This window comes from Acidovorax sp. LjRoot38 (genome assembly GCF_964252975.1).
GTDB lineage: Bacteria > Pseudomonadota > Gammaproteobacteria > Burkholderiales > Burkholderiaceae_C > Acidovorax > Acidovorax facilis.
In genome coordinates this window covers 1-19,357 of the sequence record NZ_CAXUPT020000004.1, presented here as the reverse complement: position 1 = coordinate 19,357, position 19,357 = coordinate 1, and the positions used below count along the sequence as shown (strand labels likewise).

At 63.5% G+C, this 19,357-nt stretch carries 24 protein-coding genes and 1 pseudogene; 5 read left to right on the top strand and 20 right to left on the bottom strand.

Features of this window, described 5'->3' with window-relative positions; all coding sequences use genetic code 11:
* Positions 1-130: 130 nt before the first annotated feature.
* Positions 131-685 carry an elongation factor P gene (gene efp / locus ACSQ22_RS07855; protein WP_008906801.1) on the top strand — a complete coding sequence of 185 codons (555 nt, stop codon included), beginning with the start codon at positions 131-133 and terminating at the stop codon, positions 683-685.
* Positions 686-817: 132 nt separating this feature from the next.
* Here efp and rimO read toward each other — a convergent pair whose 3' ends face one another.
* Positions 818-2,209, bottom strand: a complete 1,392-nt coding sequence (rimO, locus tag ACSQ22_RS07850) for a 30S ribosomal protein S12 methylthiotransferase RimO (protein ID WP_121506860.1) — start codon at positions 2,207-2,209, stop codon at positions 818-820.
* Between the two features lie 180 nt (positions 2,210-2,389).
* Complete coding sequence (phaR, locus tag ACSQ22_RS07845) at positions 2,390-2,950, bottom strand: polyhydroxyalkanoate synthesis repressor PhaR (RefSeq protein ID WP_055402453.1); 561 nt, start codon at positions 2,948-2,950, stop codon at positions 2,390-2,392.
* A 236-nt stretch (positions 2,951-3,186) separates the two neighbouring features.
* Here phaR and ACSQ22_RS07840 point away from each other — a divergent pair, with 236 nt between their 5' ends.
* Complete coding sequence (locus ACSQ22_RS07840; RefSeq protein ID WP_436129960.1) at positions 3,187-4,275, top strand: mechanosensitive ion channel family protein; 1,089 nt, start codon at positions 3,187-3,189, stop codon at positions 4,273-4,275.
* Between the two features lie 87 nt (positions 4,276-4,362).
* On the opposite strand, the gene ACSQ22_RS07835 is transcribed toward ACSQ22_RS07840, so the two are convergent.
* The 3 genes from ACSQ22_RS07835 to ACSQ22_RS07825 form a co-directional block, all read right to left on the bottom strand.
* Positions 4,363-4,806: a hypothetical protein gene (locus ACSQ22_RS07835; protein WP_436129959.1), complete on the bottom strand. Its 444-nt coding sequence runs from the start codon at positions 4,804-4,806 to the stop codon at positions 4,363-4,365.
* Between the two features lie 828 nt (positions 4,807-5,634).
* Positions 5,635-5,964: a hypothetical protein gene (locus ACSQ22_RS07830; RefSeq protein ID WP_436129958.1), complete on the bottom strand. Its 330-nt coding sequence runs from the start codon at positions 5,962-5,964 to the stop codon at positions 5,635-5,637.
* Positions 5,965-6,068: 104 nt separating this feature from the next.
* The gene (locus ACSQ22_RS07825) at positions 6,069-6,359 is read right to left on the bottom strand and encodes a hypothetical protein (RefSeq protein WP_436129957.1); all 291 of its coding nucleotides are present in this window, start codon (positions 6,357-6,359) and stop codon (positions 6,069-6,071) included.
* Between the two features lie 99 nt (positions 6,360-6,458).
* Between ACSQ22_RS07825 and ACSQ22_RS07820 the strand changes: the two genes are divergently transcribed.
* Genes ACSQ22_RS07820 through ACSQ22_RS07810 form a run of 3 tightly spaced genes read left to right on the top strand, consistent with a single transcriptional unit; the run spans position 6,459 to position 7,562 of the window.
* Positions 6,459-6,776, top strand: coding sequence for a transcriptional regulator (locus tag ACSQ22_RS07820; protein WP_436129956.1), 318 nt, complete (start codon positions 6,459-6,461; stop codon positions 6,774-6,776).
* On the top strand, positions 6,763-7,056 hold the full coding sequence (locus ACSQ22_RS07815) for a BrnA antitoxin family protein (protein WP_436129955.1): 294 nt from the start codon (positions 6,763-6,765) through the stop codon (positions 7,054-7,056). Before ACSQ22_RS07820 ends, ACSQ22_RS07815 begins: the two co-directional genes overlap by 14 nt.
* Positions 7,053-7,562, top strand: coding sequence for a hypothetical protein (locus tag ACSQ22_RS07810; protein ID WP_436129954.1), 510 nt, complete (start codon positions 7,053-7,055; stop codon positions 7,560-7,562). Before ACSQ22_RS07815 ends, ACSQ22_RS07810 begins: the two co-directional genes overlap by 4 nt.
* Positions 7,563-7,568: 6 nt before the next feature.
* Here ACSQ22_RS07810 and ACSQ22_RS07805 read toward each other — a convergent pair whose 3' ends face one another.
* The 15 genes and pseudogenes from ACSQ22_RS07805 to ACSQ22_RS07735 form a co-directional block, all read right to left on the bottom strand.
* Complete coding sequence (locus ACSQ22_RS07805) at positions 7,569-7,889, bottom strand: hypothetical protein (RefSeq protein ID WP_436129953.1); 321 nt, start codon at positions 7,887-7,889, stop codon at positions 7,569-7,571.
* Entirely contained in the window at positions 7,886-8,251 is a 366-nt protein-coding gene (locus tag ACSQ22_RS07800) for a hypothetical protein (protein WP_436129952.1), read from the bottom strand. The genes ACSQ22_RS07805 and ACSQ22_RS07800 overlap by 4 nt, the downstream gene beginning before the upstream one ends.
* Positions 8,248-8,862 carry a lysozyme gene (locus tag ACSQ22_RS07795; RefSeq protein ID WP_436129951.1) on the bottom strand — a complete coding sequence of 205 codons (615 nt, stop codon included), beginning with the start codon at positions 8,860-8,862 and terminating at the stop codon, positions 8,248-8,250. The genes ACSQ22_RS07800 and ACSQ22_RS07795 overlap by 4 nt, the downstream gene beginning before the upstream one ends.
* Positions 8,859-9,176 carry a hypothetical protein gene (locus tag ACSQ22_RS07790; protein ID WP_436129950.1) on the bottom strand — a complete coding sequence of 106 codons (318 nt, stop codon included), beginning with the start codon at positions 9,174-9,176 and terminating at the stop codon, positions 8,859-8,861. The genes ACSQ22_RS07795 and ACSQ22_RS07790 overlap by 4 nt, the downstream gene beginning before the upstream one ends.
* Complete coding sequence (locus ACSQ22_RS07785) at positions 9,173-9,805, bottom strand: hypothetical protein (protein ID WP_436129949.1); 633 nt, start codon at positions 9,803-9,805, stop codon at positions 9,173-9,175. The genes ACSQ22_RS07790 and ACSQ22_RS07785 overlap by 4 nt, the downstream gene beginning before the upstream one ends.
* Entirely contained in the window at positions 9,802-10,230 is a 429-nt protein-coding gene (locus ACSQ22_RS07780) for a discoidin domain-containing protein (protein WP_436129948.1), read from the bottom strand. Before ACSQ22_RS07780 ends, ACSQ22_RS07785 begins: the two co-directional genes overlap by 4 nt.
* A gap of 8 nt (positions 10,231-10,238) precedes the next feature.
* Positions 10,239-10,877 (bottom strand): hypothetical protein, encoded by a 639-nt coding sequence (locus ACSQ22_RS07775; RefSeq protein ID WP_436129947.1) that lies wholly within the window; start codon positions 10,875-10,877, stop codon positions 10,239-10,241.
* Entirely contained in the window at positions 10,874-11,596 is a 723-nt protein-coding gene (locus ACSQ22_RS07770; RefSeq protein WP_436129946.1) for a head decoration protein, read from the bottom strand. The genes ACSQ22_RS07775 and ACSQ22_RS07770 overlap by 4 nt, the downstream gene beginning before the upstream one ends.
* 9 nt (positions 11,597-11,605) lie before the next feature.
* Positions 11,606-11,926: a hypothetical protein gene (locus tag ACSQ22_RS07765; RefSeq protein ID WP_436129945.1), complete on the bottom strand. Its 321-nt coding sequence runs from the start codon at positions 11,924-11,926 to the stop codon at positions 11,606-11,608.
* Complete coding sequence (locus tag ACSQ22_RS07760; RefSeq protein ID WP_436129944.1) at positions 11,919-12,248, bottom strand: hypothetical protein; 330 nt, start codon at positions 12,246-12,248, stop codon at positions 11,919-11,921. Before ACSQ22_RS07760 ends, ACSQ22_RS07765 begins: the two co-directional genes overlap by 8 nt.
* Positions 12,249-12,261: 13 nt before the next feature.
* Positions 12,262-12,870: a hypothetical protein gene (locus ACSQ22_RS07755; RefSeq protein WP_436129943.1), complete on the bottom strand. Its 609-nt coding sequence runs from the start codon at positions 12,868-12,870 to the stop codon at positions 12,262-12,264.
* Entirely contained in the window at positions 12,867-14,138 is a 1,272-nt protein-coding gene (locus ACSQ22_RS07750; protein ID WP_436129942.1) for a carboxypeptidase regulatory-like domain-containing protein, read from the bottom strand. Before ACSQ22_RS07750 ends, ACSQ22_RS07755 begins: the two co-directional genes overlap by 4 nt.
* Before the next feature lie 2 nt (positions 14,139-14,140).
* Entirely contained in the window at positions 14,141-14,413 is a 273-nt protein-coding gene (locus ACSQ22_RS07745; RefSeq protein ID WP_426307828.1) for a hypothetical protein, read from the bottom strand.
* A 5-nt stretch (positions 14,414-14,418) separates the two neighbouring features.
* Complete coding sequence (locus tag ACSQ22_RS07740; RefSeq protein ID WP_436129941.1) at positions 14,419-17,481, bottom strand: hypothetical protein; 3,063 nt, start codon at positions 17,479-17,481, stop codon at positions 14,419-14,421.
* A gap of 8 nt (positions 17,482-17,489) precedes the next feature.
* A pseudogene (locus tag ACSQ22_RS07735) lies at positions 17,490-19,357 on the bottom strand (hypothetical protein); the annotation flags it as partial.

The following is a 19,357-nucleotide window of genomic DNA, read 5'->3' as shown; positions in this document are numbered from 1 at the left end:
TTTGCGCAAATCAGGTACGGCACAGCAGTGCCACCACCCCGCGCACTTTCGCCGCAGAACATGCACCGGCGCGCAAACCAGGCGGTTTGCCAGCCCGCGCGTTGAGCGGCCCCAACCCAAGCAACTTGCTATGAAAATCGCTCAAGAAATCCGCGCCGGCAACGTCATCATGCACGGCAAGGACCCCATGGTGGTCCTGAAGACCGAATACGCCCGCGGCGGCCGCGGTGCAGCCACCGTGCGCATGAAGCTCAAGAGCCTGATCGGCAACTTCGGCACCGAAGTCGTGTTCAAGGCCGACGACAAGATCGACAACGTGATCCTGGACAAGAAGGAGTGCACCTACTCCTACTTCGCCGACCCCATGTACGTGTGCATGGACACCGAGTACAACCAGTACGAAGTGGAAGCCGAAAACATGGGCGACTCGCTGAACTACCTGGAAGACGGCATGACCGTGGAAGTGGTGTTCTACGACGGCAAGGCCATCTCGGTCGAACTGCCCACCAGCGTCGAGCGTGAAATCACCTGGACGGAACCCGCCGTCAAGGGCGATACCTCCGGCAAGGTCATGAAGCCTGCCAAGATCGCCACCGGCTTTGAAGTGCCCGTGCCCCTGTTTGTCAGCCAAGGCGACAAGATCGAAATCGACACCCGCACCGGCGAATACCGCAAGCGCGTGTAAGCTGCCCTGCGCAGTTCTCCCTTGCGGGAGAACGACCACAAAAAAGGCTTCCCCTGGGAAGCCTTTTTTCATGGTATTTTTAGCCGCCAGCGCTTATCTAAAAAGCGCAGATAGCTATCAATTACATAGCTATCAAATGGGTTGCGCCACCAGATCGTGCCCACGCACGCCGACAATGCGCGCCTTGGTGAACTCGCCCACCTTCATGGTTTTGCTGATCTTCTCGGGCGGCAGCAGCTGCACGGTGCCGTCGATCTCGGGCGCATCCGCATAGGTGCGGCCCACACCGCCCTTGCGGCCCAGGCCAGGCGCTGAATCCACCAGCACCTGCATGGTGGCGCCCACGCGGCGCTGCAGCTTGGCAATCGACACCTCTTCGGCCACTGCCATGAAGCGGGCACGGCGCTCTTCGCGCACTTCCAGAGGCAACATGCCCGGCAGCTCATTGGCAGCGGCGCCCGTCACATCACTGTAGGCAAAGCAGCCCGCACGGTCGATCTGCGCCTCGCGCACAAAATCGAGCAGGTGCTGGAACTCTTCTTCCGTCTCGCCAGGGAAGCCGGCGATAAAGGTGCTGCGGATCACGATCTCGGGGCAGGCCTCGCGCCAGCGCTGGATGCGCTCCAGGTTGCGCTCGCCGCTGGCCGGGCGCTTCATGCGCTTGAGCACGTCGGGGTGGCTGTGCTGGAAAGGCACATCCAGGTAGGGCAGCACGCGGCCCGTGGCCATGAGCGGGATCACCTCGTCCACGCTGGGGTACGGGTACACGTAGTGCAGCCGCACCCAGGCGCCGTAGGGTTCGGCGATCTCGCCCAGCGTCTGCACCAGCTCCAGCATGCGCGTCTTGACCGGCTTGCCATCCCAGAAGCCGGTGCGGTACTTCACATCCACACCGTAGGCCGACGTGTCCTGGCTGATGACCAGCAACTCCTTGACGCCACCTTCAAACAGGGCCTTGGCCTCGCTGAGCACATCGCCAATGGGCCGCGACACCAAGTCACCGCGCATGGACGGGATGATGCAGAAGGTGCAACGGTGGTTGCAGCCTTCGCTGATCTTGAGGTACGCATAGTGCTTGGGCGTGAGCTTGATGCCCGCAATACCAAAGCTGCCCGGCACCAGGTCCACAAACGGGTCGTGCGGCTTGGGCAGGTTCAGGTGGACGGCATCCATCACCTCTTGCGTGGCATGCGGACCGGTCACGGCCAGCACGCTGGGGTGCATCTGGCGCACCATGTTGCCGCCGTCGTCGCCCGTGCGGGCGCCCAGGCAGCCGGTGACGATGACCTTGCCGTTCTCGGCCAAGGCTTCGCCAATGGTGTCCAGGCTTTCCTTGACGGCGTCGTCAATGAAGCCGCAGGTGTTGACGATGACCAGGTCCGCGCCCTGGAAGGTCTTGGAGGTTTCGTAACCCTCCGCGCTCAGCTGCGTGAGGATCAACTCGGAATCGGTCAGTGCCTTGGGGCAGCCCAGGCTGACGAATCCGACTTTGGGTGTTTTGGTGGGGGCAATTGCTTCGCTCATATCCCCGTATTGTCCCAGTTCCGGCGTCAGACCGGTGGGACGGGCAATTGCCTGCAATGCTTGCGACTCGCCGCGACCTATGAAACTGGCGCGATCCTAGGCCAGCGGCCACCGCGCAAGGGCCGCCCCGCCGCGCTGGCGGCGTCCCCCTGGGGGAAGCCGCGAAGCGGCTCCGGGGGGCTACCGCTTGAGTCCAAACGCGCCCAGCATCTGCTCCGTCTGCTTTTGCATCTGCTCCTGCATCTGCGTGAGCATGGACTGCGACTGCTCCACATAGTTGCCCATCATGCCCTTGAGCATGGGCGATTGGAGGCTCATGAACTGGGCCCACATCTCTGGCGTCACGCTCTGCGACTGCTCGGCCAGCTTGGCCTGAACGTCGGTAAACGCCTGTACGTTCTTCTCCAGATACGCGCCCATGAAACCCTGCATGGCATGGCCATAAAAACGGATGATGTTGGCCAGCACCGCCTCGGTGAACATGGGTGCGCCACCGGCCTCTTCTTCCAGAATGATCTGCAGCAGAATGCTGCGCGTGAGGTCTTCGCCCGTCTTGGCGTCGCGCACTACCACCTGCTGGTTGGCCATGACCAACTGGCGCACCTCGGCCAGGGTGATGTAGGTGGAGGTGTCTGTGTCGTACAGACGGCGATTGGGGTATTTTTTGATGACACGCTGCGCCGACTTGGGCGCGGCACTTTTCTGTTCGGACACGACGAACTCCTCGGGCTGGAAGCCCATGTATTGCAGTGCAGCACATTCTAGGGAACGGGCAGCCCGGCACCAGCAAAGGAATACCCTGATGACTAGCTACGCGCCACTGTCGCCGGGGTGACACTTGCCGGGCCCGGTAGCGTCACCACGCTTGGCGCAGCCGTCACAGGCCTGCACCAGCCCATCAACCGGTGCGGCGCACCGTCTGACAGCTGAATACGTTTGCCGGTGCGATAGTGGGCGTTTGCCCTCTTTTTCACACGATGCTCGAAAGTTTGCAGCTCTCCCCCTGGCTCGCTACGGCGGTAGCGGCCTTGTTTGCCACGACCTTGGCAGCCATCGCCCATCGGATGGTCGCCATCGTTCTGCGCCGCGCAACAACCCCCCTCCCCGTGGTGCAGACCGTGGTGCTGGCATGCATACCGGTCATGCGGATTCTGCTGCCGTTGATCGCGCTGCAACTGGTATGGCAAGCCGCCAGCGATGATCTGCCTTACATCGGCGGTATCCGCCATCTCAATGGCCTGGCGGTGATTGGCGGAACCTGCTGGCTGCTGATTGCGGCGATTGGCGGCCTGGCCAATGGGGTCATTGCCCAACACCCCGCAGATGTGGAAGACAACCTCACGGCCCGACGCATCGCCACCCAGGCACGCGTGCTGTCGCGCACGGCGATGACCGGTGTGGTGATGGCGGGCCTCGCGCTCATGCTCATGACTTTTCCAGGAGCCCGGCAAGTAGGTGCCAGTTTGCTCGCGTCGGCCGGGGTGGTGGGGATTGTGGCGGGCATTGCAGCGCGCCCGGTCTTCAGCAACATGATCGCTGGCCTGCAGATCGCACTGGCCCAGCCCATCCGTATCGACGATGTGCTCATCGTCGAAGGGGAATGGGGGCGGGTAGAAGAAATCACCAGCACCTATGTGGTGCTGCGCATCTGGGACGAGCGGCGCTTGATCATCCCGCTGCAGTGGTTTATAGAAAACCCGTTTCAAAACTGGACACGCACCAGCTCTGAAATCCTGGGAACCGTTTTCCTGTTTGCCGACTATCGCCTGCCGCTGGACCCGCTGCGGGCCGAATTGCAGCGGGTGCTGGAAACCGCACCAGAGTGGGACAGGCGAGTGAACGTGCTGCAGCTCACCGATGTGACCGAGCGCACCATCCAGATCCGCGTGCTGGTCTCCGCACGATCATCCAGCCTGGCGTTCGACCTGCGGTGCCGGGTGCGCGAAGCGCTGGTGACCTTCATCCAACGCGAATACCCGGACTGCCTTCCACAAGTGCGTGTGCCTGCACAGGGGGCTGAAGCACCGACGAGACCGCTCGAGCAAGAGCCCCCGTTGAAGGCCTGAGCCAAGGCAGCGCTATGGGTGCACCCACAAGAAGCCCCGCCGGATTTCTCCACGGTAGCAACCATGCCGGAACATGGGCATTCTTCCTCAATAGCCCATCTTGAAGTACGCCACGGCAAGCACCGCAACGATGGCGGCGAGAGCAGCAAGCCAGAAGATCCGGATGTCGTACAGACCCAGTTCAGGATCAGTGTCCACAAAACCCTGATGGGCACTTGAAGAATTGGATGGAGTGTTCATGGTGGCATCCCTTCTCTTTGAAGGCACCAAAGTTATCGCGACCCCGTGCGTCTTCGTGTCAGACAAAAACCAATTCATTGATTTGCCGCCAGACACGCAGGCGCCGTCACCCTCGGTGAACTCAATGGGTGCAAGGAGCCAACAAAGAAGTTCGTCGGTATCCCCAGGGCGATGAACGACCGCGACGCCCGACATCGCATAAAAAAGAGGACTGATTCGAGCGCGACCAAAGAAAAAGCCACCTGTAATAAGGTGGCTTTGTACTTTTTGAAACCTGGTCAAGGTTTCCACAAGTTTTTCAGTGGTCTGAAAGCTGGTTTCCTTCAGGGAAAAACTTGGTAGGCGCGATTGGACTCGAACTAAAAAAGGCGGGTAGGCGTGACACGGGCTTACAGGATGGCGAGCCGATTTTGACCCCCAGTGACCCCCTGGAATACTCGCCAATGTCCCTCGGAAATGTCCCTGACTTTTGCGGCTATGCCCTAACCGTCTGCAGCAGCGTGTTCCCATGGGCCACGGTCCCGTCCTTGTGAAGAACGTCGCACGAGTAACCGGGATATGAAGCACTAAAACGTTGCGTCTTCCACGCCAAAACCGTCATGGTCCCTGCAGCTTTCCTTGCGTAATCGTACGAAGGAAGGCCTTGAGTCTTCAGATCTGCCGCCAATCCAGTGCTTGATAACTGAATATCGATTGCAAACCCCTCTAAGGCCTCAATTTCCCTTTTCCGCGTGCTGAGCAACGTCATGTGATCTCCTTACGAATTGTTGCAGCAATTATGCATGCGCGGAAGTCGGCTCACCCCCGCACCGACCCGTGCAGGCTCATCAGCCGCTGAGCGATCCCATCGGGGTCGATTCGCATGTTGCTCATGGGGATAGTGCCCGCGCAAACGTGCTCATACCAGACGTGATACCCGGACAGGTGCGGCATCGGCTGGCCAGCGCACTGTCAGATGACTGCGGCGATGCCAGGGGCGCCGAACTCGCCCAGCTCCTCCCGGCCGTCGAATACTTGGGCCCGGTAGTTGCCGGGTTCTATCTTGTCGATGCGGAGGGTGAGGATTATGGATGCGCGCTGGCTGGAGAGGGCTGCATTGTGCCCTCGCTCCGACCATGCTCAGCAGTTCCAGCCCCGCCACTTGGGCCGGCTCTGCTCAACTTCACTGACCCATTTGCCGATGTCGTCCATCAGCTCTTGGGCTCTTGCCATGTCGATCCGCTCGTCTCTGAGTTCTTTCCAGATGAACCCGAGATAGCCATCTATGCCCCTGGGATAGCAGACGTTGTCCTGCTCGAAGTTGCCGTAAAAGTGGGGCACCCCTTCGAAGTCCGTGGGCCCTGAATGCGCCACCGCTTCAAATTCCCAGCCTTTGTGTGTAGGGGTCAGGTGAACTGTGGTGGTGGAGCCCCAGCGATTCGTCCAATACGTGAGCGTCAAGTGGTTCATAAATCATCTCGATATCTTGAAGACCGCAGCGTAGCGAAATGTCCGCTTTGAAGCTACACCGCACCGGTAGTAATCCCCAGGGTAGGATCCTCTCAGCGATCAGATCACTTCAACCTACTTTCAGGCGGCAGCGCCAAGGTGCCCACGCCGGACGGTGGGCGCGGTGCCAGCCAGTGCACCCACAGCCCCTTCAGCCAGGCCAGGGCGCACACCACCGCCACCACGGCGACGCCCCACTGGCCGCTGTCCCACACCGCCCAGAGCCAGAAGGGCTGGCTCGCGAGCCCCACGATGCAGGCCCACCGCTGGAACCGCAGGCTGCGGCTTTGCGACAGCCAGATGGCGGTCGGGCCCATCAGGGCGATAGCGGTTTGAACGATCTGGTCGGAGGGCATGGCGGGATTGTGCACCACTGGATAAACGAACAGCAATTATTTTTCCGTGCGCACAGAAAAAGTGTTGCGCGTTTATTATTTGTCGCTACAATTAAACCCATGTTCACAGTCATCGAAACCCCCGAATTCATCAGCTGGTCTGCCAAGGTCTGGACCGATGCAGAGCGCAACGAATTCATCAGCTGGATCGCTGTGAACACCGAAGCCGGTGACGTGATACCCGGCTCTGGCGGTCTGCGCAAGGTGCGCTGGGGCCGTGCTGGCATGGGCACACGCGGCGGCGCTCGGGTGATCTATTTCACCCGCAACGCCAAGGGCGAGGTGGTGCTGGTGCTGGTGTACGCCAAGGCCAAGTTCGACAACATCAGCACCGACGTGCTGAAGGCAATCAAGGAGAAGTTCGATGCCCAAAACTAAGGACCCGGAAGTCGCTGAATTCGAGGCGGCCCTGCTTCGCAGCGTCGATCAGGCGCTGGCGGGCGAACATGGCGCGGTGCACACGCCTGCCGATATCGTGGCGCGCAAGCGTGGGCGGCCTGTGGGTACGACCAAGGCCGACGCCAAGGTGCGCACCACGCTGCGGCTCGACCCAGAGGTGATTGAGGCATTCAAGGCCCAGGGCGCAGGCTGGCAGACGCGGATCAATGATGTGCTGCGCGCAGATGTAGCGGCTGGCCGAGTCCGGGTTTCACGATGAGTCCCAAAAGCGTGCTGCTGCTGGGAACAACTCACTCAGTGCAAATGGGTTCGCGACAAGCGACAGCAGAGGACATCGAGGCTTTCCGGGCAGGTGTTTTAAAACTCTGTGAAGCCCATGGGATTCAAGCAATCGGCGAGGAGATGAGCCTTGACGCGCTGAAGCATTGGAGCTGCTCGGAGACCATCGCTAAGGGGATCTCGTCTGACCGCGGCTTGCCTCACCGCTACTGCGACCCTGAACATGAGGAACGAAAAATTCTCGGGGCTATCCATGAGGAACTGCATCCAGGCGTTCGCGAGTTTTGGGATATGCCACCACTCACACCGGAGCAAGCAGAAGCAATAGAGCGTACTGCGTTTGATCGGCGTGAGGAGGAGTGGATTCGACGGATCCTAGACTTGAACGTTTGGCCTTTGCTCTATATCTGCGGCTCCAATCACGTCACATCCTTCACCGAAAAGCTCGCCCGCGAAGGCATGGCGGTGCAGGATGTCAGCCTTTGAGACCCTCTACTTCGGCCAGGCAGCCCGCAGCCCCAGGGGCTCCTTGGCCGGCCCCGTCCCGACAGGCGCAGTGCACACCGCGAGCGCCGCGCGCAGCTGCACTTCGTAGCCCTCGCGCCGCTCGATCTCAGCCTGTGCGACCTGGGTGAACTGGTCTACCGTGGCGCCTGGGCGCAGGGCCTCGGTCGGCATCACTGGCCGCTCCGGGATTGGCTCCTTGCACTCGATGGGGACGGCCACATTCACACGCTGGATTTCCACGCGTGGCGCAGTCTCGCAGCCCAGCAGGCAAGCGCTGACAGCTATCAAAGCAATAGCATATTTCATGGCTTTACCCTCCCCTGCAGCCAGCTATCGACCCTGGCCTGCGCGCTGGCGCACACGTCGCCCGGCACTGGCGCGGGCGTGGACAAGATAGTGTCCGCCCGCTGGTTGTGCGTCTTTGCCGTGGTGGCAGCAGCGGCCCGGGCTGGCGCAGCCTCGCGAGCCCGCTTGTCGGCCAACTCCCGCAGATCGTCCACACTGTCGCTGCATTCGCTGGCCGCCTGCCTGGCCCCGTCACGCTGGCCCTCCATGTCGCGCAGCGCGGTGCGCGCCTCGGTCGTGTCGTCGCGCTGGCCCAGGTAGGCCCAGCCCAGCACGGCATTTGCCGCGAGGCTCAGCAGGATGATGATTTGCCCGGGGCTCATGGGCGCACCTCCGAGATCAGCCCGGAGCTGAAATGCCCGTCCCTGCCCCACTCCGCGCACAGCTCGCGCGTGGTGGCCCGGCGGTCCACCAGGCCGGGCAGCACCGCAGATTGGCCGTTGACGGTGCCTCGCACCCACCGGGGCATCTGTTCGCACATGCCCACCAGATCGCCCGAATTGCCCAGGCGCACCAGCGTAGTGTCGTTCAGCACGGCCGGGCCCAGGTTGTAGACCATATCGATCAGGCTCACGCGCACCCACACGTTGTAGGCGTCCCAGTTCTTGAGCGCAGCGCGGGCCAGGCGCTCCGCCTCGATGTACTTGGGCAGCTCCAGCCGCTTGCAATCCTCGCGCGAGTACGTGCGACCCGCCACCACCTCCGGGCCTGTCACGCCATTGCACACAGTGAGGGGCTGGCCCTTGCCCAGCTTGTCCACGTAGGGCGTGCCGATGTGGCGCCCGCTGCTTTCGTAGTGGCTGCCCAGCTCCATCGCCAGGACCACAGAGTCGCTGTGCTGCTGCACGGCGTAGTAGGTGGCGACGCCGCCTGCAGCGCCAAAGGTGATGGCCAGCGCGGTTTCGACCAGGCGCTTTCGGATGAATTCTTTCATTTGTGCCCTTTCAGCGCAGTCCAGAAGCCCAGACACGCAGTGCCAAAGCCCACGATATAGGCCATGGGTTTTGCCAACTTGCCCAGCCAGTTCAAGACCTTGATGGCGCCCTTGAACGACTGGAAGAGTTCGACCAGTTCAGCCGTGTCGGCCTTCACCGCCCGGGTGGCCAGGGTGTTGACCTCCAGCTCTCGGCGCAGCGCGATCTGCTCCGCCTCCACACGCGAGAACCGTTGATCGCCGTCGTCCAGACGGGCGTGGATGGTGGCGGCTGTAGTGGGGTCCACGAGGTTTCCAAAATCGTCTTGGATCACTGCTGTATCTCCTGGCCTGGCCACCCGGCCAGCACGTCAATCAGCTGCAGGGCCTGGGCGTCCTCGCCCGCTGCGTCAATCTGGTCCTCGATGCGCTGGCACGCACCCGTGAGCGCACCGTGTATGACGCGGTACTGGTCGTCTTTGGCGGCGATGCGCTGGGCCAGGACCAGGCGGTCGATCTGTCGGGCGGCGGCCGCACCGTTGATCCATGGCGTGAGCGCATGCACATCGGCGATCAGCGCCCGGGCTTCCGAGGTCTGCACATGCCAACTCTCGCGCTCGCTCAGTGGGTAGCCACCGGCGATCACATGCATCCGGCGCTCGTACTCCGCGTTTAGGGCGGCCAGCAGGCCCGCTCGCACCTGGGCGATATCGTCTGCCGCGAGAGGCACCACCATCCATGCCTGTTCCCATCCACCACTGGCCTCGACGGGCTGAATCTCCACAGCCTTGTGCGTTGCCGGGTTGTGCTCAGGCGGTGCGACGGCAGCCACTGGGGCGAACGCCTCAAACGCCTCATTGAACGGCTCCGGGAACACCGTCAGCGGGTGGGCCGCACGGATCTGGGCGAGCGTCACGGGGTATTCACCGGACGCCGTGTCGATGAAGAAAAGTTGAGCAGTCATAGGCTGAAAGTTCTTTGCACGCCAGCGGTCCAAAACAGATCCGGCAGTTCACGCAAGCTGACCCACGACACGCCGTCGTGCGAGCCTTGGATCACGAAAGAGTTCGGGTTGTAGGAAACGATGGCGTAGGGGTAGATCGCCACCTGCCGGATCACGGTGGGGGTGCCCAGGTCATACGCCAGCCGCTGATTCGTTGGACTGGTGGATCTCCAGTAGGTGGAGGTGCTGTTGTCCACGGTCGAGCTTGCTGCGAACGGCGCAAACGTAGTGGTGGCAGTGGCCGGAGTGCTCGACGCGGTGACATCGGCGCCGCCCACGGTGGCGCGCAGCTCCACTTCGGTGATCCCGAATTCCGGCCCGCCGTTGGTCGATTGCAACAGCAAGCCCCAGTACCGGAATTGATCTCGGCGTGCGGATAGCGCCATGCCCCGGTTCATGCCGCAAACCCCGCCAGCGCAGAGGCGTACCACCCTGCCGTGCCCAACGTAGCGCGCTGGAAGAAGATCAGATGCCGCGTGCCTGCCGTGAAGATGGGCGTTCCGCCCACCCACACCGTGCCGCTGGGCATGGTGATCGCGCCCCCGGTATGGTTGATCTCCAGCACGCACGAATACGCACCGGAGGGGATGTTGCTGAACGACAGCGTGGTGTTGGCGCTGATCGCGGCCGAGAACGTGTTGGCAATCGCGCAATCCATGACGCCACCAGACACGGAAGCTACGGCCTCCGCGTGTGATGCAAGGCGCTTCCATGGAGTCCAGGTGCTGTCGTGCTTTGCACGCACGAAAATGCCGCCAACTTCCACCCCAGTCTGAAATGCCTCCTGGGCAAACTGTGTAGTCCGCGAGCCAAGACCAAAGGTGAGAACGTTCCAGTAAGCCACGGTCAGTGCAGTGGGCCAGTCGGTTCCGCCGCCTGTGACGGTCAGATACGAAACCCAGCGCCCGACAGGCGCGTCGGCCATCAAGTCGGTTTTGGCGTAGGTTGAGCCCACCGCCATAGGCACGTAGGCATCCAGCTGCTCCTTGGCAACCACATCCTTCGCATCAGTTCGACGGCCGACGTGCTTCATGCGATCACCGTGGCCCGGTATTGGCCCGAGCTGGGTGCCGTGCCGAAGGTGAGCTGCACGGTGTTGACACCGTTGGCCACCCAGTCCACCAGCACGCCCGCATCGCCGGAAACCTCGCGCACGCTGACCGCCACGTCCTTCGTGTTCAGGTTGTGCGTTAGCGTGATGGTGGTGGCCGAGCCGTCGCCGATGGTGGCGCTGTACTTGCGCGCCACGACAGTCGGGTCTACCGAAATCACCCCAGCGGAGATGTCGATGCCGATGCCTTCGGTGTAGCTGGTGCCGCCGCCCACCTGGGCCCAGACCAGGGCCGTCGTGCCAATGGTGACTGGGCCGTCCGTGGTCATGTGCCACTGGCTGTTGCCGTTGGACGAACCCTCGGACACGAAAACGGCAGCCCCGACCACTTCACTCGCAGCGTCGAAATCTGCGGCCCGCGCCCATGCTCCGGATGCCGCGACATAAATGCCATTGTCTGCCCCGGCGCTCTGGTTCTTGACCAGCACCCGGTCGCCAGCAATGACGCTCACACCGTCGATGGTCTGCGCGCCCGAGAGCGTGATGTTGGCGGTGCTGGCCGCGCGCACGGGCTCTTTCCACTTCCAGCCTTGCACGGCCGCGTCGAGCTGGGCCTTGGTCACAAGGTCCTGCGGGTTCGTCGCATCGCCTGCGTTGATGATCTTGAAGCCGCCAGCGTCAAGGGTGTTCGTGATTTTCATGGTGGTTCCTTAGTTGCAGTAAGCGAAGCCGGTTAAGGGGGTGCCGTGGGTGACTTGCACAAGGTTGTCGTCTACCCAGCGAACGTCGGGCCAGATCTGGTTGCCCAGGTGATCCGTGACAGCGACAGACGGGCGGCGGCCCAGGTTGTGGGCCACAGTCCAGACCGCCGCCGCGATGGCCTGGGTGTGCGTGTAGGTCATGCCGCCAGGTGGGCCGGGCTTGCCCACGATCACGGACGCCATGTCCGCATGCAGCGTTGCCGGTGGTTTCAGCAGCCGCAGCGACAACATCGGCGGCAGCTGGATTTCAAGGTCCAGGCGTTCAGGCATGGGTAGCTCCGCGCACCACGTAGAAGATCGCGGTGTCTGTTGGCAGCACGAAGCCATCGGGGTCGGTCAACTTCACGTCGAACTGCGCCTGGCCCACCGTCCAATCCGTGGTGTCGAGGCACTTGAGCACCAGCACGCGAGTGGTCACCGGGTCTTCCCAGGTTGCAACCAGGTCGGCCAGCAGCACGTCTTCCTCGGTGCGCGCCTGCGATTGCAGGGTCCAGCCCACGAAATGCCCGTCTGGGAAAGCGCTGGGGATGCGGATCAGCACATGGAAGCTCGCGCCGCGCTTGAGGGAGAAGGTTTCGGTTTGGCAGGTCATAGATGTCTCAAAATCAAGTGGCAATGCCCACGCCTTTGAAGATCAACTGCCCGACCTGCACCCCGCCTACGAAGGCCCAGGCGGTCAGGGTGTCGGTCTGCGACGAGCTGGTCCCTGTGGCCGCAGCGCGCAGGTGCAGCACGTTCCCGTAGATGGCCACGCGGTGCCCCTGCCTTGACACTGCCGGGTCACCTCCCTCGATGTAGTCCCACTCGAACACCCAATGGGCGTCGGTCATTGCCGTGCCCTGTATGACGCCGAAGTAGGTGCGACCGGGCCAGTCGTGGTAGTAGGTCGTTTCAACCTGCAGCTCCACGCAATGGAAGCCGGGCCCCGGGACTGGCTGAGCAACAAAATCGGAATCGACCACCACAGGCGTCCCCACCCAGATCGAGGACTCAAGCCGCCAGCGGTCGATATCGTGGATATCCCAGCGTCCGTCGGGCAGCAGCTCCGAAGCGATGTTGGTGCCAGCGTCCAAGATCCCGCCCAGCCACCCCACTCCAAAAAGCTCACCCTCGCCCGGAATGGTTGGCGACTCAGACGCGGCGGGCGCGGCTTGCGGCAAGCGCTGCATGCGCAGGGTGAGCCCCAGATTGGGAGAGCGCTGCACGACCGTCATACAACGACCTCCAGCGTGATGTCGGCAAAGCCTGGCATCCGCACGGTGAGGGTGTGGGCACCGCGCGGCGTGCGGAACTGCACCTTGCCGGAGGCGTCCGTATTGGCCGTGTAGAGGCCATCAAGCGTGACCGCAGCACCGGCCATGGGCTGGCCAGCGTCGTCTTGAATGGTGAACGTCGCCACGCCGTCGCGGTAGGTCACCGGCTGCGCATCTGCCGCTGCGGCGTCCATGGCGGTGCCCCGGCGCACCAGATCCACGCGTGGCGCTGCGGTGGCGAAGATCTCGGCGGTCACCGTGTAGATGGCAGTCTCGCGGCTGAGAGATACCGACGCCAGCACCGCCAGGCCTTGGGGCACATGGGGGTGCGCAAGCATTACGGTCTGCCCCTCGCGCAGGCTTCCAATGCTCTGCTTGACTTCGGCGGACACGATCCACCGCGCGCGGCCAGCGTAGCCCAGCACCAGAGTGGAGATCGCCAGGGCATCGCGCGCCAGGCGCACGGCTGGCAGGCTGATTTCCATGGGGAGATCGCCCCAGCGCTGCTGCGCCGTCGGTGCCGCGATCTGCATGGACCCACGCGGTGCACCCGCCGCCCAGTCGTGGGCGTAGGTCACGCGCGCAGCGGTTCGCAGACCCTGCGTCTCCGCCCGCGCGGAGATCGTCTCCACGGACGACAGATCCAGGGTGGCCACGGGCTGGCCTGGCGCGCGGCGCATGGCCCAGCCGGGGCGCCACATGGCATGCAGGGGTTCCACCACGGCGGCGATGGCCTGGCGCAGCGGCTGCGCATCCGCAAACACAATGCCCAGCGCGGTTTGACCGTAGTGCTCATCCAGCCCGGCCCATGCGTCCCGGGGCTCGGTGTGTCCGCAAAGACGCATCAGCTCGCGCACGATGACAGCAGGAGTGGCCAGCACCGCGCCGGTTTCAGGGTGGCGGCGTCCTGCCACGGTGACCGCCACCGGATCCGTGAGCGTTGGTTGTGCCAGGCGGACCACGGCAATCGGGCGGCCGGTGGCGTCCAGGCGCTGCACCAACTGCCAGCCCTGGGTGGGCTTGCCCGCGACAGTGACACGATCCACGCCCGCAATGGGGTGATCGGCCACCAGCCATTCGGCGCCGGTCAGGTCGATAGGAACAGGGGCCATCGTGGCGCGGCCAAACACCCACGGCAGGTATCGGTCCGCAGCGTCTGCCCGGTACTGGGGCAGATCAGAGGCGCGGCGCAGCGGCAGCGGGTCGGAGTACAGCAGAGGTGCGCCCATGGTCAAGCCTCCAGCTCCAGCACCACGGAGGCGCCCAGCGTCACGGCCTGCACCGCGCCATAGAAGATCAGCTCGCCGTCCTGGCGCAACTCGCCCCGCGCGCGCAGCACCTCGGCAGCGACCAGCACCTGGGTGTGCTCGCCGCGCGCGTTGTCGATGGTCACGGGCATGTTCGACAGTTCGCCGTTGATGGCGGAGTTCGAATCGCCCACGGCCGCGATCTCCGGGCCAGCGAAGGCCAGGGGCGGGATGGTCTGCAGCGTGAGCTCAAACATGCTGCTCACACCATGACCGCGCTCAGCGGCAGCGAGATGGACACCCAGCGCTTCGCGGTGGACTGCCACGCACCACGGTCGCGGATGTCGGAGATTTCATCGCCCTCAACCGTGCACAGCGCGGCGTCGGCCGGGGCCAGCAGGTCGGGCACCATGGCCAGGGCTTCGACTCCCTCGCGTGCGGAGTGGTCCAGCACTTCCATGAGCCCTGTCAGCGCCGAGTCGAACAAGGCGCTTTGCTCGCCGTCCAGGTCCCAACTCCAGTTGCCCGCCGTGCCCGCGCCACGATAGAGGGCGCCAGCATTGAGCCCCGTGCCGCGCGACAGCGCCCAGGCCCGACTGCGCGTGATGTTGGGGGTGACGGTGGGCTGCCAGCCCGTACCCGCCCACATCCACCCGATGGAACCGCCCGCGCCCGCGTCGGTGATGAGCAGCCGCAGGTAACGGACGGATGCCGCGTGTGCAGGATCGAGGACGGCCAGCATGATGCCCTTGCGCACATCGACCGGCATGCTCCATTCGCCGTGCGCAGCGGTGCCGCCTTCCAGTTCCACGGTGGCGCCGGGGGCAATGTCATGCAACGCCAGCATGACCGCCTCGACAGGAAAAGCCGCGCCCAGATCCAGCGACACGGTTACATCAGCACCGTCCCAGGCAAAGGCGCGGCCGACACGCGGCTGGCGCATGCGGTCGGTGCCGAAGGTGGCCACTGCCCGGAATTGCCAGGTGTCGCCCGCCACGAAGGATGGCGCAGCCCCGGCCGCCCCCTCCAGCAGCAGGCCGTCACCCAGATCCAGCGCCGGGCCGTACAGGTCGCCCTCGGTCCATGCACCACCGTCACGGCGCCAGCGCAGGCGCCCGCCCTCGATGTCGAGCGCGATGGTGTCGCCCACCTCGAAGGGGATGCCCCCGGGCAGCAGGTCCACATCGGCCGGGCCTGCGGTGTAGGTGGCCGGGGCCTCCGGGTCATACAGCCAGTCAGGCAGCCCGCCGAGCACAGAGCTGCGCACAGTCCAGGTCTGCACAGGGCTGCCGTCTGACCCGCCCGTGAGGGGCGCGCTGCCTGCGGCGATCAGGGGCAGCGTGAACTTGTCGCCCTCGTTCCACGCCGATTGGTTGTGCGTATTGCTGATGCGGATGACAGCGCGGTCGCCCTCTTTCAGGCGGTGCTCGCACTCGGTGACCAGGCCAATGCCAAACTCGCGGGTGCTCACAATCTTGCCGTCTGCGTCGCGGATCACGCTGACATACGGCACGTTGTTGAACATGGGGAGATAGTTGCCTTCGACGTCTTCCCACCAGAAGTCGTCGCCAGGATCACGCCAGCAGGGGCTCCCCGTCTCCCCGCCAGCGTCAGTTTTTGGGAGGATGCCTGCCTTCGCGCGACATACATCCATCTTTGCTTCGTACTTCTGGTTGAGCGTGTCACCCAGAGTGGACACGTTGCCCCCGGATTCATCCATGGCTGCATAGGCAGTCCAGTCGGCCTTGAACTGCACGACAGCAGCGTCCCAGGCAGTGAGCGCATCCGTGTTCTGGGAGATCTCCAGCAACGCTGGCACCAGCACATTGCTGATGCAGTTGTTCACCAGACGCACGTCCCCGGCATCGGTGACCACCTTGGCGCTGTTCGCCGTTTCGCCCACTGCGAGGCCAATGTTCGTGCCCAGGAACCCGGCACGCCACTCCATCAAAGGGATCAGCCGCGTCTGTATTGCGGTTTCCATACTTCCTCCATCCTCTGGGAGCAGTCCCAGACATTCCAGACTGACTGGGAGCGCCGGCAGGTGGCTGCAAGTGCAGTCTGCTGGCGGGCGTTTCTTCCATTCAAAAGTCACCTCCTTGTCGGTTGCGGCGATGCCCAGCAGCACCGGCTTGAAACAGATCGCAGGCAGGCCTTCGCCGGTAGTGCGCGTGGTGGGCACAAAGCGCGGCGTGATGGACGCCCCCTCAGAGACCGCCATGGTTGGCGCTGGGATCGTGAAAGCGACCGGGCCCGCCGTGTAGGGCACGCCGGTATAGGCGGCCGGGAGTTGGCCGCTGACGCCGCCCTTGACGCTCCAATACTGGGCACCGCCTGTGGCGCGCCCCTCGCACGTCACGGTGATGTTTTCCGTGGGGGCAGAGGGCGACACAGCGCCCACCACCATCGTCTGGGGTCGGGTCACGGATGCGATGACGGGCAGTGCGTGGGCATCGGTGCGCAGCGGGATGTCCGTGACGGCCTGACCGCCTGGCGCGCGGTCTTCGGCCACCACGCCCAGCACCTGCAGCAGCGCGCTGCGGGCCTGCACCTGGCTCAAAAATTCGAACATCGTGGTTGCGATGTAAGTCTCGGTATCGGTGCCGTCCGTCACCTCCAGCGTGTAGGAGCCGGTCACGGCCCGCACACGGGTGTTCGCGGGCACGTCGTACGCGGGAGCGGGGTCCACCCGGTAGGTGAACCGCCCCTTGTCCCAGGTCTTCCAGGCGCGCAGCACCTGGGGGATGCCAGCGAAAGCGATGCGCAGGGCACCCACTGGCACCTCGGCGCCGTTGCCAGGTGGCTGGCCCCAGTCGAACTGTGGGCCTTCGAAACTGGCCGTGCCCGAGCCGATGGCGTCGAGGGTGGAATACGGCAAGTCCGTGTAGGACAGGCTGCGTGTGACGGTCAGCTCGATGTTGTTGCCATCCGCACCAGCAGCGCGGGCCGCGAGCTGCACGCCGAAGAAGTCCAGCATTGCTGGTGTCGAGGCCTCGCCCGCGTCGAGCAGGGTGAAGCGCAGGGTCTGGGGCACGGCCCCAACGTCGATGGATTGCACCTCCACCGTGCCATTACCCACGCCCTGCAGCACCGGCGATGACGTACGCATCTCGCCATCCGGGCCGCCCAGGACCTCCACGTCCACCACCGAATCAGCTCCACCCGTGTACGCGCCGGATAGGCCCATGGAGCCATTGCCCGCACGGGTCTGGGACAGCAGGTGCATTTGCGTGCTGGGGCGCTGCGCAGACGCGGTGATGACGGCCGCGCGCACCTTGTTGTGTGCGTTGCCGAGGATGCGTGTGCGGGTGTAGGGTGTGACCATGGCGGCGATCAGGCGTGGAAGCCCCGACGGGAAAGGGTTTCAATGGCTGGGATGAGCTGGCGGGCCATGCGCTCGGCCTCCGCGCGGTTGCTCAGGTCCACGCCGGGGGCGAGATGGATGTTGATGACGGGAGCAATGCCGCCAGCGCCAGAGCCTGCGGACACACCACCACCACGGCCGGGGCGCCTGCCACTGCTGTCGTCTTCGCTGTTGTTGCCGCTGCTACCACCCCGGCCACCGGGTGCGCCACCTGTTTCGGCGGGGTCCTTGGGCTTGTCGACGCCGCCGTTGTTGAGCAACTTGAACTCCAGCTCCTGCAGTTCGCGGCGCATGTCGGCGATCTGCTTGCTGGTGGCAGGGTCTCGTATCTGCCCGCCCAGCTGGGACATCATGCTCAGCAGCACAGCGAGCTGGCGGGCCCGCTGGGCGTCGGGGTTGTTGACGTTCTCTTCGCCGTAGCGTCGTTTCACGTCCTCGTCGATCTGTTCCTGGGTTTCACCCTGGTTGATACGCTCGCCCGCCGTGTTGAGGGAGTACCCCTCCTTGTCCATGTTCCACTTCTTGCGGTAGGCCTCGGCGGCTTTCTCGGCGGCGGCGGCCTCGCGTTCGAGCAGCGCAATCTGGCGCTCTGTGTTGTCGGCACTGAGCTTGTGCTTCATGAGGATGCGGTCCATTGCATCCTCGTGGGCCTGAATGGCTTCGCGCGTTTCGTACCAGCCACGAGCTAACCGGCCCAAGCCTTCAGCACCTTTGTTGGCCGCTTCAAGCGTGGAGCGGCCAGCCTCGTCCACCGCGATCTTGTAGCCACGCACACCGGCCTCAGCGATGACCCAAGCGGGAGCGATGCCCCGGTTCGCCTCAATGGCGCGCTCTGCAGCAACACGGAAAGCCTCACTGAGACGTTCAGCGCTCTCGGTGCCGCTTGCTTTGAGAGTGTCGAACGCCCTCTTGCCCTGCTCGGCCAGTTCTTTCAGCCGCGAGGTAGAGACGAGATTCAGGTCTGTCCACGCCTGATTGATTTCCGCAAGGGCCTTGGAGCCATCTTTGGCTGCAGGTCCGAGACGGCGCAAAGCTTGGTTGATCTCTTCAAGCTTCTTGCCCGCTTCCGTAAGGTTGCCGTCCGCCACGAGCTTGCGGTATTCCTCCCGCAGTCCGGCGATATGTTGGCGCGCCTCTTTCGTTGCCTGAGCAGAGAGAACTTCAGCATTCGCCTTCTTCTGCATTGCCGCGCCGTAGTTCGCAGCAGCCTCCGCCCCTCGACTCAACTCGGCGGCAACAGACGCCATTACCTTGCCGGTTCGCTCGCCCTCATCTGCGGCAACGGCCAGACCCTTTGCCATGCCCTCAAAGCCTTCGCGCACCGTATCGACGCCCTCAACCACCCCGCCCAGTGAACCACGTAGCTTGTCGCCCAATGCCTGAACTGCAGCACCCATAGCATTCGAGCGCATCTCCAATTCGTCGGCGATTTCCTTGTATTGCTTTGACAGGTCACCGAAGGTGATCTTCGCGGAGGCTCGGTAGAGCAGTTCCAGGCCTTGAAGCAAGCCTTGGATGACGGTGGTTATGCCTGCGGCAGTGGAATACATCGCTGCTAGCAGAATGTTTCCAGAGGTCTGAATGCTGCCGTAGGCAATCTTTATCGTATTGCCCGCGTTGGTGGCGTACTCGCCCACCTTTGTGAGAGTTGCGTTAGTGTCGTCTGCAAACTTCTGCAGGCGCTCCACCACCTGATCGAAGTTCACGGTGCTCATGAAATCGCGAACGAACTTCATGCCATTGCGCATCGCTGTGGCGATGGACTCGCCAAAACGCAACACCGTGCCGTCATCCACTGCGCGGCGGAAGGCAGCAGTTAGATCATCGACACCCTGCT

Excerpts from the sequence above, each read along its gene's own strand:
- efp (WP_008906801.1), top strand. The coding sequence starts at position 131 with ATGAAAATCGCTCAAGAAATCCGCGCCGGCAACGTCATCATGCACGGC.
- rimO (WP_121506860.1), bottom strand. The coding sequence starts at position 2,209 with ATGAGCGAAGCAATTGCCCCCACCAAAACACCCAAAGTCGGATTCGTC.
- phaR (WP_055402453.1), bottom strand. The coding sequence starts at position 2,950 with ATGGGCTTCCAGCCCGAGGAGTTCGTCGTGTCCGAACAGAAAAGTGCC.
- ACSQ22_RS07840 (WP_436129960.1), top strand. The coding sequence starts at position 3,187 with ATGCTCGAAAGTTTGCAGCTCTCCCCCTGGCTCGCTACGGCGGTAGCG.
- ACSQ22_RS07830 (WP_436129958.1), bottom strand. The coding sequence starts at position 5,964 with ATGAACCACTTGACGCTCACGTATTGGACGAATCGCTGGGGCTCCACC.
- ACSQ22_RS07825 (WP_436129957.1), bottom strand. The coding sequence starts at position 6,359 with ATGCCCTCCGACCAGATCGTTCAAACCGCTATCGCCCTGATGGGCCCG.
- ACSQ22_RS07820 (WP_436129956.1), top strand. The coding sequence starts at position 6,459 with ATGTTCACAGTCATCGAAACCCCCGAATTCATCAGCTGGTCTGCCAAG.
- ACSQ22_RS07815 (WP_436129955.1), top strand. The coding sequence starts at position 6,763 with ATGCCCAAAACTAAGGACCCGGAAGTCGCTGAATTCGAGGCGGCCCTG.
- ACSQ22_RS07810 (WP_436129954.1), top strand. The coding sequence starts at position 7,053 with ATGAGTCCCAAAAGCGTGCTGCTGCTGGGAACAACTCACTCAGTGCAA.
- ACSQ22_RS07805 (WP_436129953.1), bottom strand. The coding sequence starts at position 7,889 with ATGAAATATGCTATTGCTTTGATAGCTGTCAGCGCTTGCCTGCTGGGC.
- ACSQ22_RS07800 (WP_436129952.1), bottom strand. The coding sequence starts at position 8,251 with ATGAGCCCCGGGCAAATCATCATCCTGCTGAGCCTCGCGGCAAATGCC.
- ACSQ22_RS07795 (WP_436129951.1), bottom strand. The coding sequence starts at position 8,862 with ATGAAAGAATTCATCCGAAAGCGCCTGGTCGAAACCGCGCTGGCCATC.
- ACSQ22_RS07785 (WP_436129949.1), bottom strand. The coding sequence starts at position 9,805 with ATGACTGCTCAACTTTTCTTCATCGACACGGCGTCCGGTGAATACCCC.
- ACSQ22_RS07780 (WP_436129948.1), bottom strand. The coding sequence starts at position 10,230 with ATGGCGCTATCCGCACGCCGAGATCAATTCCGGTACTGGGGCTTGCTG.
- ACSQ22_RS07775 (WP_436129947.1), bottom strand. The coding sequence starts at position 10,877 with ATGAAGCACGTCGGCCGTCGAACTGATGCGAAGGATGTGGTTGCCAAG.
- ACSQ22_RS07770 (WP_436129946.1), bottom strand. The coding sequence starts at position 11,596 with ATGAAAATCACGAACACCCTTGACGCTGGCGGCTTCAAGATCATCAAC.
- ACSQ22_RS07765 (WP_436129945.1), bottom strand. The coding sequence starts at position 11,926 with ATGCCTGAACGCCTGGACCTTGAAATCCAGCTGCCGCCGATGTTGTCG.
- ACSQ22_RS07760 (WP_436129944.1), bottom strand. The coding sequence starts at position 12,248 with ATGACCTGCCAAACCGAAACCTTCTCCCTCAAGCGCGGCGCGAGCTTC.
- ACSQ22_RS07755 (WP_436129943.1), bottom strand. The coding sequence starts at position 12,870 with ATGACGGTCGTGCAGCGCTCTCCCAATCTGGGGCTCACCCTGCGCATG.
- ACSQ22_RS07750 (WP_436129942.1), bottom strand. The coding sequence starts at position 14,138 with ATGGGCGCACCTCTGCTGTACTCCGACCCGCTGCCGCTGCGCCGCGCC.
- ACSQ22_RS07745 (WP_426307828.1), bottom strand. The coding sequence starts at position 14,413 with ATGTTTGAGCTCACGCTGCAGACCATCCCGCCCCTGGCCTTCGCTGGC.
- ACSQ22_RS07740 (WP_436129941.1), bottom strand. The coding sequence starts at position 17,481 with ATGGTCACACCCTACACCCGCACACGCATCCTCGGCAACGCACACAAC.